Here is an 11,013-nt window from a genome sequence, read left to right on the forward strand (position 1 = left end):
CTACTTTCCCATCCCCGCCGTGAGGCCGGCGATGATCTGCCGAGTCGCGACGAGGAAGAGGAAGATGAGCGGCACGGTGGCGATGACGAGCCCGGCGAAGAGCGTGGACCAGTCGGTCTGGTACTCCCCGAAGAAGCTCGTCAGCCCCACCGGCAGCGTGTACTTGTCCTGGTTGCGGATGAGGATGAGCGGGTAGAAGAAGTCGTTCCAGATCGGCACGAAGCGGAAGACGACCACCGTGGCGATCGCCGGCCGCACGAGCGGGGCCATGACGCTCCAGAACATCCGCAGCGGCCCGGCGCCGTCGAGCCGTGCCGCCTCCTCCAGCTCCCCGGGAAGCTGGCGGAAGAAGGTGGTGAGCACGAAGATCGAGAACGGCACGCTCACCGCCGCGTAGACCATGACGAGGCCGATCCGCGTCGAGACGAGCCCGAAGGAGTCGAGCAGGTAGAAGATCGGCACGATCATGAGGAAGACCGGCATCATGAGGCCCGAGACGAAGACCGCCTCGATGACCGACATGAGCCTCCCCTTGGCGCGGGCCAGCGCGTAGGCGGCGAGCAGCGACACCGCCGTCGCGATGAGCACCGAGGAGACGGTGACGACGATCGAGTTGAGGAAGTACGTCGAGAACGACGCCTCGATCCACGCCCGCTGGTAGCTCGTGAAGTCCGGCTGCAGCGGCAGGCCGAGGGGCTGGGTGGCCAGCTCCCGGTTCGTCCGCAGCGAGTTCAGCAGCATGATGAGCAGCGGCACGACGGCGACGGCGGCGTAGAGCCACAGCGCCGTCGTCGTCATCGCCGCGGCCCAACCCCGGTCCCGGCGCCCGCGGCGCGGACGCTCGGTGGGGTCGGTGACGACGGGCGGCAGGCCGCCCGGACGGCGCGTCGCGGGGGCGGTGGTCACTGGCCCAGCCTCCTCTCGGTGCGACGGAACCATCGGGTGAAGACCGTCGAGAGCACGAAGATGAACAGGAAGAGCAGGATCGCGATCGCCGAGGACGTGCCGATGGCGTTGGACGAGCCGGACTCGAAGGCGGTCCGGTAGAAGACGAGCGACAGGACGTCGGTCGCCCCCGCCGGCGCGCCGGTGGACCCGCCGAGGGCGTAGGGGATCGGGAAGGCCTCCATGGAGAAGATGAAGGTGAGCACGCTGACCGTGCCGATGACCGGTGTCATGAGCGGCAGCGTGATCGCGAAGAAGCGCTGCGGCCCGGACGCGCCGTCGAGCTCGGCCGCCTCGTCCAACTCGGGCGCGAGCCCGCCGAGGGCCGCCCCGTAGAGGAGGAGCGGGAAGCCCACCCACTGCCACGCGGTGACGAGGACGACCACCCACAGGGCAGTACCCGGCGTCCCGAGCCACGGCAGTGCGAGGGAGTCCAGGCCCACCGCCTTGAGGGCGGCGTTGACCGGACCGAACAGCGGGGAGAGCAGCAGTGACCACAGGTAGCCGACGACGAGCGGGCTGACGAGGTAGGGCATCGTGAACAGCACCTGGAAGAAGCGCCGGAAGCGGGCGCGGCGGTGCAGGATGACGGCGAAGAGCAGGCCCACCGAGTTCTGGACCACCATCGCGCCGAGGAACAGCAGGAGGTTGTGCCCGAAGGCCCGCGGCAGCGTGGAGCGGTAGGGCTCGGCGCTGAAGAGGTTGACGAAGTTCGCCAGCCCCACGAAGTCCTCCTGGCTGGTGCCGCGCCACGAGTACATCGAGTAGGTCACCGCGGTGACCATCGGGTAGAGCACGAAGATGGCGAACAGCACCGCCGCGGGGGCGATGAACAGGAGCGCGACCCGGGTGGGCAGCGCCGCCGTCGTCAGCCGACGACGACGGCGCTGCCCCGGCTCCACGGCAGCCGTCTGTGCGGGGGTGGTCGTCACTGGCCCGGGGTGAACCACTCTGCGAGGCCGTCGTTGACGTCCTGCGCGACCTGCGCCGGGTCCTTGTCGCCGAGGAAGAGCTCCTGGACGCCCGCGCCGAGGAGGTCGGTGCCGCTCGGGTCGCCGTAGCGGAAGTTGACGAGCTGCAGGTAGGGGGCGGGGTTCTCCTGGTAGAGGTCCCACATCTCCTGCATGAGCGGGTCCTCGAAGGTGACGCCAGGGACGGGGGAGAACTGCTTGAGGTCGTTGGCGACCATCTGCCCGAACTCCTGGGTGGCGAGCCACTTGATGAGCGTCTCGGCCTCCTCCGGGTGGGTGCTGTTGGCGCTCAGGCCCCAGTTGCCGTCGGCGTAGGCCGGGGTGACGGGGTGGTCGAGGGCCGAGTTCGGCGGCGGCGGCACCTGGAAGACGCCGAGCTCCATCTCGGGGTTCTCGGCCTGGAAGAAGGCGAGCTCGAAGGAGCCGCCGGGGAACATCGCGGCCTGCTCGGTCGTGAAGAGCACCTGGGACTCGGTGTAGCTGACGCCGACGACGTTCTCCGGCATGTACTCCTGGACGTCGACGACCGTCTGCAGGGAGTCGACGTAGGCCTGGTCGGTGAGGTCGGTGTCCCCGGCGAGGACGGCCGCCTCGAACTCCGAGCCTCCGTACTGGGCCGAGCCGAGGATGTCGTGGACGATCGGCATCATCCACGCGTCCAGGCCGCCGACGGACATCGGGGTGACACCGGCCTCAGCGAGAGTCTCGTTGACCTCGACGAACTCCTCCCACGTCGTCGGCTCCTCGAGGCCGTGCTCCTCGAAGATTGCGGTGTTGTAGTACATCTGCAGGGTCTGGGAGGCGAAGGGCACGCCGTAGGTCTGCCCGTCCTCGCGGCCGAGGGCGCCGGCGAGGATCGTCTCGTCGAACTCGCTCACCTCGGGGACGATGTCGTCCAGCGCCACGAGGTTGCCGCCCTCGACGAGCGGCTGGAGCAGCCCGTAGCTGCGCACCTGCGCGACGTCGGGGCCGTCGCTGCCGGTGAGGCCCGTCTGCAGGATCTGGTTGTACTCGGTGTTGACAAAGGCCTGGAAGTCGACGGTGATGCAGGGGTTCTCCTCCTCGAAGACGTCGAAGATCGTCTTGTAGGCGTCGGCGTCCTCGGTGCGCCAGGACCACACGCGCAGGCTGACGTCCTCGGCGCACTCCCCGCCGTCGGCCGTCTGCTCGGAGCCGGCGTCCTGGTCGTCGGGGTCGGGGGCGTCCGACGACGGCGCGCACGCGGCGAGGAGGAGGAGGCTGGAGACCGCTGTCGCGGCGAAAATGCGGCGTTGCATCATGGTTCCCTTCGTGACGGGCTGCTGGGGGTCGGTGCGGACAGGTACTGCACGGCCGTGCGGACGACGCCGTCGGCGGCGGTGAGCGCGGTGCGGGCGGCAGAGGGGTCGGTCCCGGCGAGGGCCATGACGAGCGCGACCTTGAGGTCGCCGCCCGCCTCCTCGAGCGCGGCCTCGCAGACGGGGCGCTCCAGGCCGGTGGCCTGGGTGAGGATCGTGACGGTCCGGGCCCGGAGCTTCTCGTTGGTCGCGACCATCGAGACCATGAGGTTGGACCAGGTGCGCCCGAGCCGGACCATGAGCGCGGTCGAGAAGCTGTGCAGGACGAGCTTCTGCGCGGTGGCCGACTTCATCCGGGTGGAGCCGGTCAGCGCCTCGGGGCCGGTCTCGAGGACGATCGCGACGTCGACGTCGTCGAGCAGGACCGCGCGCGGGTTGGAGGTGACGAGGGCGGTGAGGGCGCCGCGCTCGCGGGCGTGGGCGAGCGCGCCGGCCACGTACGGGGTGCGCCCGGACGCCGCGAGGCCGACGACGACGTCGTCCTCGCGCACGTCGGCGACGGAGTCGGCCCCCGCGGTGCGGTCGTCCTCGACGTTCTCGGCGGCACGCACGATGGCGGGCGGTCCGCCGGCGAGGTGGGCGGTGACGACGCCCTCCTCGAGCCGGAAGGTCGGCAGCAGCTCGGCGGCGTCGATGACCCCCAGGCGCCCGCTCGTGCCGGCACCGACGTAGTGGACGGTGCCACCGGCGCGGACCCGCTCGGCGGCGCCGTCGACGAGGCGCGCGAGCTCGGGAAGTGCGGCGGCGACGGCGTCGGGGACGAGCTGGTCCTCGGTGTTGATGAGGGTGAGCAGCTCGAGGGTGCCGACGACGTCGAGGTCGACGGTGCGGGGGTTGCGCTCCTCGGTGGGCGAGTCGACGGTGACACCCCAGCGGGTGCCCTCTCCTGGCGACATCGCGACTCCTGTTCGGTGGTGCTCCCGGCGCTGGGCCCGTGACAGTCTTGCTCCCGAGGACGATGCCGCCTCCTCGGGGGGATGTCAAGGAGTTACGCCCTAGTACGATTTACGCAAAGTTAGTTTCATCGAGGAGGATGGACACCATGCCTGAGTCCGCCCCGCCCGACGGCGCCGCCCTCGTCAGCCGGATCGGCGCGCTGCTGCCCGAGCTGCGCCCTGCCGAGCGACGCGTGGGGGAGGCGGTCGTCGCCGACCCGACCTCCGTGGCCCGGGAGTCCATCACGGCGCTCGCGGAGCGCTGCCGGACGTCCGCGCCCACGGTCGTGCGCTTCGCCAAGCGGATGGGCTTCTCCGGCTACCCTCAGCTGCGGCTGGCGCTGGCCAAGGCGGCGGGCATCGAGGAGGGGCGCACCGCGCGCGGCCCGATCTCCGGGACGCTCGACGCGAACGACACCCTCGAGCAGGTGGTCGCCAAGATCGGCTACGCCGACGCGCGCGCCGTCGAGGACACGACCGCGATGCTCGACATCCCCGCCCTCGAGGCGGCCGTCGACGCGCTCGTCGGCGCGCGCCGCATCGACATCATCGGTGTCGGGGCCAGTGGCGTCACCGCGATGGACCTGTGCCAGAAGCTCTCACGCCTCGGCCTCAGCGCCGTCCACCACCAGGACCGTCACGCCGCCCTCACCGCGGTGTCGCTGCGCGGGCCCGGCGACGTCGTCATCGCCGTCTCCCACTCCGGCAGCACCCCCGACGCGATCGCGCCCACGCGCCTGGCCGCCGAGCAGGGCGCGACGACGGTCGCCCTCACCAACCACCCCGGCTCCAAGCTCGCGCAGATCGCGGACATCGCGCTCGTGACGACCACCCGGGAGACGACCTTCCGCTCGGGTGCGATGGCGAGCCGGATCGCCCAGCTCGTCGTCGTCGACTGTGTGTTCGTCGGGGTGGCGATGCGGGACATGCCCGCCACCCGCTCCGCCCTCGACGCCAGCTTCAAGGCCGTCGCCGACCTGTAGCCCCGCGCCCTCCCGCCGACAGCTCACGTGGTACCGGCCCCCGGGGCAGCGTGGCGAGGGGACGCCGGCGGTGCGGAAGGCGCGACGCCCCGGTCTAGCATCCACAGATGCGCACCGTGCCGGCAGTCGCCCTCGCGGCCGGGCTCGTCATGGCGTCGTGCGTCGGGTGCGTGTCCCCCGACGACGTCGCTCGCGACAGGACCTCACCTCCCCTCCCCCCCACCTCGGGTGCCTTCGACTACCAGCTCGGCACGGCATACGGCGAGCCGGGCGAGCTCGACGTCGTGGTGCGCGACGGCGCGGCCGATCCCCTCGAGGGCGCCTACAACGTCTGCTACGTCAACGGCTTCCAGACGCAGCCCGGCACGTTGCCCGACTGGGAGCGCCACCGCCCCGAGGCGCTCCTGCGCGAGGACGACGGTGCCCCGGTCGTCGATCCCGACTGGCCCGACGAGGCCGTCCTCGACCCGTCCACGCCCGGGCAGCGCGAGGAGATTGTCGCCGTCGTGGCCCCGCTGATCGACGGGTGCGCGGCGGCGGGGTTCGACGCCGTCGAGATCGACAACCTCGACACCTTCCTCCGCTTCGACGGCGTGGACCGTGACGGCGCGCTCGCCCTCGCCCGGGTGTACGCGGACCGGGCGCACGCCCATGGGCTCGCGATCGCGCAGAAGAACGCGGCGGAGCTCGGCGCTGCCGGCCGCGACGACGTCGGGTTCGACCTCGCCGTCGTCGAGGAGTGCGCAGCGTTCGAGGAGTGCGCCGCCTACCGGGCCGTCTACGGACCCCACGTCTTGCAGGTCGAGTACGTCGGCGACGACGACCCCTCGCCCACGGAGCTGTGCACGGGTGAGGAGCGCGCCCCGCTGACCATCGTGCGCGACCGGCTCCTCGTCGGGCCGCACGAGGAGGGATACGTCCGCGAGCAGTGCCCGACGGCGTAGCGCCGGCGCGAGGGCACGGGTGACGCCTTCGCCGCTAGCATCACGCGGGTGGACACAGTGCGGTGGGGCATCATCGGCGTCGGGAACGTCACCGAGGTCAAGAGCGGACCCGGCTTCCAGCAGGCGGAGCGGTCCTCGCTCGTCGCCGTCATGCGCCGCGACGGTGAGAAGGCCGCCGACTACGCCCGTCGTCACGGTGTCCCTCGCTGGTACGCCGACGCCGACGCCCTCATCCACGACGACGAGGTCGACGCCGTCTACGTCGCCACCCCGCCCGACTCCCACCGCGACTACGCGGTCCGCGTGCTCGAGGCCGGCAAGCCCGTCTACGTCGAGAAGCCGATGGCCCGTACCACCGCCGAGTGCGAGGAGATGATCGCCGCGGCCGAGCGCACGGGTCTGCCCCTGTTCGTCGCGTACTACCGCCGCGCCATGCCGCGCTTCGTCACCGTCAAGCAGATGCTCGACGACGGAGTCATCGGCACCGTCCACGCCGTCGCCGTGCACGCGTCCAAGCCGGCCGTCATCGACGACGGCGCGGACTGGCGGGTGCGCCCGGAGGTGAGTGGCGGCGGGCACTTCGTCGACCTCGCCTCCCACACCCTCGACCTCCTCGACCACCTCCTCGGGCCGGTCGCGACGGTGACCGGGCACGCCACGCGCTTCGGCCGGGCGACGCTGGCCGAGGACGTCGTCAGCGCGTCCTTCCAGCTGGAGTCCGGGGCACTCGGCAGCGGCCTGTGGAGCTACGGCACCCAGGAGGAGCGCGACGAGGTCCGCATCCTCGGCTCGGCCGGGTCGCTGCAGTTCTCCACCTTCGGCCAGGAGCCGATCCTCCTCACCACCGCCGACGGTGAGCGCCGCATCGAAGCGCCCTACCCGGCCACCGTGCAGCTGCCGCTCATCCAGACGGTGGTGGACGAGCTGACCGGGCACGGCACGTGCCCGAGCACCGGGCGCAGTGCGCTGCGCACCGCCCGGGTCGTCGACGCCCTGCTCGCCGACTACCGCGCCGCGAACGGCATCGCGCTGCCCTGAGGCGTCAGCGTGCGCCGAGCGCGCGCAGCCGCTCCGTGAGGCCGAGCCGCACGGTGGGCCACTCCCGGTCGATGACCGAGAAGACGACGACGTCACGGACGGTGCCGTCGCGCCACACGTCGTGGTTGCGCAGGACGCCGTCCTGCTTCGCGCCGAGCGCGGCGATCGCGCGGCGGGAGCGGTGGTTGTGCCAGTGGGTGCGCAGCTCGACGGCGATGCAGCCGAGCGTCTCGAAGGCGTGCGTGAGCTGGAGCAGCTTCGCCTCGGTGTTGACGCCGGAGCCCTGGGCGCTCGCGGCGATCCACGTCGAGCCGATCTCCAGCCGGCGGTCGTCCTCGCGGAGGTTGAGGTAGGTCGTGACGCCGAGGGCGGCGCCGTCGGCGTTGCGTCGCAGCACCCACGGCACCCCGCGACCGGCGGCGTGCTGGGCCAACCTGGCCGCGACGTCGTCGTGCATCGACTCGGGGGAGGGGACGCGGGTGTACCAGAGCTCGTGGAGGCGCCCGTCCTGCACGGCCGTGGCCAGCTCGTCCGCGTGGTCGAGCCGCAGCGGCTCGAGCGTGACGAGGGTGCCGACGAGGGTGGGGGCCGCAGCGAAGCTCACACCGCGCATCCTAGGGATCGCGACGACGGTTGCGGACGGAAGGAAGCGGCAGCCCGGCGCGTTGACGGAGACATGCCCCCAGTCCTCCTCGACCAGCCCCACCGCGCCCTGGGCCGCGACGAGACCGCGCACGCGGCCGACGTCGTCGTCATCGGCGCGGGCCAGGCGGGTCTGTCCGCGGCCTACCACCTGCAGCGACGCGGCTACCGGTCCGCGCTGGGGACGGGTACGCGCAGCTTCGTCGTTCTCGACGGCGAGGACGGGCCGGGCGGGGCGTGGCGCCACCGCTGGGACTCGCTGCGGATGGCGACCGTCAACGGCATCCACGACCTGCCGGGCATGGAGCAGGTACCGCCGGACGCGCAGGAGCCGTCGAACACCGCGCTGCCCCGGTACTTCGCCGAGTACGAGGACCGCTTCGCGCTGCCGGTCGTGCGGCCGGTGCGCGTGGAGTCGGTCGAGCGGGCCGACGACGACCCGCGCGGCCCGCTGCGCGTGCGCACCGACCGCGGCACCTGGACGGCCGGCGCCGTCGTCAACGCCACCGGCACCTGGCAGCGCCCGTACTGGCCGTACTACCCGGGACGCGAGACCTTCCTGGGCCGTCAGCTCCACACCGCGGACTACGTCAGCGCCGAGGAGTTCCGCGGGCGGCACGTGGTCGTCGTCGGTGGCGGGATCTCGGCTGTCCAGCTCCTCGACGAGCTCTCGCAGGTCACCTCGACGACGTGGGTCACCCGCCGTGAGCCCGTGTGGCGCGAGGGCTCCTTCGGACCCGACGAGGGCCGTGAGTCGGTGGCCCTGGTCGAGGAGCGGGTGCGGGCCGGGCTGCCGCCCGGCTCCGTGGTGAGCGTGACCGGCCTGCTGTGGACACCGTCGCTCCGGGCGGCCGCGCGGCGCGGTGCGCTGGACCGCCGGCCCATGATCGAGCGGATCGTGCCCGACGGCGTGCGCTGGGCTGACGGCACCGAGCAGGCCGCCGACGTCATCCTGTGGGCGACCGGCTTCCGTGCCCAGCTCGACCACCTCGCGCCGCTGCGGCTGCGTGGCCGCGGCGGCGGGATCGTCATGGACGGCACCCGGGTGTCCGACGAGCCGCGCGTGCACCTCGTCGGGTATGGGCCGTCCTCGTCCACGATCGGTGCCAACCGCGCCGGTCGGGACGCCGTCCGGGAGATCGACGCGCTGCTCGCCCAGCAGTAGCGGGCGGGATCCGGCCCTCGGCGGGACGGGGGGTACGCCCTCGATCGTGCCGAGGGCCGGACTCCTTGGGAGAAGTCCGGCCCTCGGCGGGGAGGACGGTCAGCCCAGGCGGCGCAGGCCGAGGGTGTCGCGGCCGTCGCCGTTCCAGTCCCCGACGAGCACCGTGTCGGTCGCCCGGCCGAAGGTGACGACGTGATCGGCGTTCCCTCCGCTGATCGAGTCCTTCAGGTGGTACTGACTGCCGCGGCGCACGCCGAGGGTGTCGCGGGCGTCGCCGTTCCAGTCGCCCACGATGACGTCGTCCGTCGCTCGGCCGTAAGCGATCGTCACGTCCGCGTTCCCGGCCGACAGCGAGTTCTTCACGTGGTACACCTTGCCCCGGCGCACGGCCAGGGTGTCGCGCCCGTCCCCGTCCCAGTCCCCGACGAGGACGTTGTCGTCCGCGTGGCCGTAGACGATGACCTCCTGTGCCGGTCCCGGGCGGTTGTCGTTGCGGATGTGGTACTCACGACCGCGGCGCACCGCGATCGAGTCGACCCCGTCCCCGTCCCAGTCGCCGATGAGGATGACGTCGCCGGGCCGCCCGTAGGCGAAGGAGTAGTCGGCGCCGCCCGCGCGCAGGGAGTTGCTCACGTGGAAGGTCGTGCCGCGGCGCACCGTGATGGTGTCGGTGCCGTTGCCGTCCCAGTCGCCGATGAGAACCTCGTCATCGTTGCGGCCGTACTGGAAGACGATCTCCGCCTCTGCTCCGAGCGTGTTGGACAGGAAGAAGCCGGTGGGCGGCGGCGGCACGCGCCACCACTCGCTGAAGAGGTCGAAGCGGAGGTTGGTCAGGGTGCGGTTGCCGGTGCTGCACTCGACCCGGGCCTCGGTGATGCGGCCGCCGAAGGCGCCGTTGCCGTCCCGCTTGGTGATGACGAGGTTGCGCAGGCGCCCGTTGCTCGGGCACTGGGCCTCGACGGTGCTCACGCTCAGACGGTCGGTCCACGTGGTGCGGGTGTCGCCGGCGGCGGTGCCGGTGTAAGGGTCGTGCTTGGCGACGAGGTAGGGGCGGGTGCTCGCCTTCGTCCAGCCGCCGTTGGTCGAGGAGAACTGCGTGAAGGCGACGGAGCCGCCGTACATCCGAACCTCGCGTGCCGTGTCCGTGATCGCGGCGTCGGTACGGGCGTGCTCCTGTGCGGTGACGACGGCGCCGGCCCTGGTGACCACTGCTCGCCCGCCGTACACCTGGCAGGAGGTCGTGTCGCAGGTGAGGCCTGCTCTGTTCCCGGCGATCTCGGCGAGGACGTAACTGCGGGCGGCGACTGCCTGCGAGCGCAGCGCCTGGGTGTGCCAGCTCGCCGGGACCTCCTTGGGCACGACGCCGCGCAGATACTGCTCGAGGGGTACCCGGTTGCGGACGTCGAAGGTGGTGGTGTCCTTCCGGACGAGCTGGACGGTGCCGCGGTACCAGGTGCCGTTCCCGGAGGACCCCGAGCCGACCGCGACGCCGCGGTCGGTGGAGACGGTGAGCTCGGCCGCGGTGAAGGCGTGCTCGGGCCCCTTGGCGCCCGCTGCTGTCGTGTGGCGGACCCAGAAGCGGTCCCCCTCCCTGCGGTCCACCGTGACGAAGCCGCCCCGGAAGGTGCGGGTGGTGCTCCCGGCACCGGCGACGGAGAGCGTCACGCCCTCCGGGGCCCACAGTGCGACCGATGTCGTGCCCTGGCGCGCCATGAGTCGCACGTCGATCGGGTTGTCCGGCACGGTGCCGACGGTGGTGCCGGGGTAGTAGAAGTCGAGGATCTGGCGATAGCCCACGCCCTGCTGGGCGGCGCCCTGGGCGCCCCACTGGGACATCCCGATGCCGTGGCCCCAACCACGGCCCTCGACCTCCCAGTAGCCGGATGCGGGCCGCGGGTGGCTCTCGGCCGCGAAGGCGGCGGTCGGCAGGGCGACCACCATCCCGAGCATGAGCGCCGCCGCGAGGGCGGAGGCGAGCAGGTGACGGACGGAACGCATGGCAGCCTCGGCAGGGTTCAGGATCGGGAGTCTTCGAGCGAGGGTAACCGCCCGT

At 72.0% G+C, this 11,013-nt stretch carries 10 protein-coding genes; 4 read left to right on the forward strand and 6 right to left on the reverse strand.

Annotated elements, in window-relative coordinates:
- From M3148_RS09475 to murQ, 4 genes are read right to left on the reverse strand one after another with little or no spacing between them, the layout of a single operon-like run.
- Nucleotides 1-906 carry a carbohydrate ABC transporter permease gene (locus M3148_RS09475; protein ID WP_251304436.1) on the reverse strand — a complete coding sequence of 302 codons (906 nt, stop codon included), beginning with the start codon at nt 904-906 and terminating at the stop codon, nt 1-3.
- The gene (locus M3148_RS09480) at nt 903-1,877 is read right to left on the reverse strand and encodes a carbohydrate ABC transporter permease (protein ID WP_251304438.1); all 975 of its coding nucleotides are present in this window, start codon (nt 1,875-1,877) and stop codon (nt 903-905) included. Before M3148_RS09480 ends, M3148_RS09475 begins: the two co-directional genes overlap by 4 nt.
- Nucleotides 1,874-3,193, reverse strand: coding sequence for an ABC transporter substrate-binding protein (locus M3148_RS09485; protein WP_251304439.1), 1,320 nt, complete (start codon nt 3,191-3,193; stop codon nt 1,874-1,876). Before M3148_RS09485 ends, M3148_RS09480 begins: the two co-directional genes overlap by 4 nt.
- Nucleotides 3,193-4,149, reverse strand: coding sequence for an N-acetylmuramic acid 6-phosphate etherase (gene murQ, locus M3148_RS09490; RefSeq protein ID WP_251304440.1), 957 nt, complete (start codon nt 4,147-4,149; stop codon nt 3,193-3,195). Before murQ ends, M3148_RS09485 begins: the two co-directional genes overlap by 1 nt.
- A 146-nt stretch (nt 4,150-4,295) precedes the next feature.
- Between murQ and M3148_RS09495 the strand changes: the two genes are divergently transcribed.
- The 3 genes from M3148_RS09495 to M3148_RS18305 all read left to right on the forward strand — a co-directional run bounded on the left by M3148_RS09495 (nt 4,296) and on the right by M3148_RS18305 (nt 7,153).
- Nucleotides 4,296-5,171, forward strand: coding sequence for a MurR/RpiR family transcriptional regulator (locus M3148_RS09495; protein WP_251304441.1), 876 nt, complete (start codon nt 4,296-4,298; stop codon nt 5,169-5,171).
- A gap of 107 nt (nt 5,172-5,278) precedes the next feature.
- Complete coding sequence (locus tag M3148_RS09500; RefSeq protein ID WP_251304442.1) at nt 5,279-6,115, forward strand: endo alpha-1,4 polygalactosaminidase; 837 nt, start codon at nt 5,279-5,281, stop codon at nt 6,113-6,115.
- A gap of 48 nt (nt 6,116-6,163) precedes the next feature.
- Nucleotides 6,164-7,153 carry a Gfo/Idh/MocA family protein gene (locus tag M3148_RS18305; RefSeq protein WP_251304443.1) on the forward strand — a complete coding sequence of 330 codons (990 nt, stop codon included), beginning with the start codon at nt 6,164-6,166 and terminating at the stop codon, nt 7,151-7,153.
- Between the two features lie 4 nt (nt 7,154-7,157).
- Here the strand turns inward: M3148_RS18305 and M3148_RS09510 are convergent, their stop codons facing one another.
- On the reverse strand, nt 7,158-7,757 hold the full coding sequence (locus tag M3148_RS09510; protein ID WP_251304444.1) for a GNAT family N-acetyltransferase: 600 nt from the start codon (nt 7,755-7,757) through the stop codon (nt 7,158-7,160).
- 72 nt (nt 7,758-7,829) lie between these two features.
- On the opposite strand from M3148_RS09510, the gene M3148_RS09515 reads away from it, so the two are divergent.
- Nucleotides 7,830-8,960, forward strand: coding sequence for an NAD(P)-binding domain-containing protein (locus M3148_RS09515; RefSeq protein WP_251304445.1), 1,131 nt, complete (start codon nt 7,830-7,832; stop codon nt 8,958-8,960).
- Nucleotides 8,961-9,059: 99 nt separating this feature from the next.
- Here M3148_RS09515 and M3148_RS09520 read toward each other — a convergent pair whose 3' ends face one another.
- Nucleotides 9,060-10,958 carry a SpoIID/LytB domain-containing protein gene (locus M3148_RS09520; RefSeq protein WP_251304446.1) on the reverse strand — a complete coding sequence of 633 codons (1,899 nt, stop codon included), beginning with the start codon at nt 10,956-10,958 and terminating at the stop codon, nt 9,060-9,062.
- Between the last annotated feature and the right edge of the window lie 55 nt (nt 10,959-11,013).

The sequence above is a fragment of the Georgenia satyanarayanai genome (assembly GCF_023715365.1).
Classification (GTDB): Bacteria; Actinomycetota; Actinomycetes; order Actinomycetales; family Actinomycetaceae; genus Oceanitalea; species Oceanitalea satyanarayanai_B.

Bases quoted from the DNA above. Each gene is read 5' to 3' on its own strand.
- M3148_RS09485 (WP_251304439.1), bottom strand. From the start codon at position 3,193: ATGCAACGCCGCATTTTCGCCGCGACAGCGGTCTCCAGCCTCCTCCTC.
- murQ (WP_251304440.1), bottom strand. From the start codon at position 4,149: ATGTCGCCAGGAGAGGGCACCCGCTGGGGTGTCACCGTCGACTCGCCC.
- M3148_RS09495 (WP_251304441.1), top strand. From the start codon at position 4,296: ATGCCTGAGTCCGCCCCGCCCGACGGCGCCGCCCTCGTCAGCCGGATC.
- M3148_RS09500 (WP_251304442.1), top strand. From the start codon at position 5,279: ATGCGCACCGTGCCGGCAGTCGCCCTCGCGGCCGGGCTCGTCATGGCG.
- M3148_RS09515 (WP_251304445.1), top strand. From the start codon at position 7,830: ATGCCCCCAGTCCTCCTCGACCAGCCCCACCGCGCCCTGGGCCGCGAC.
- M3148_RS09520 (WP_251304446.1), bottom strand. From the start codon at position 10,958: ATGCGTTCCGTCCGTCACCTGCTCGCCTCCGCCCTCGCGGCGGCGCTC.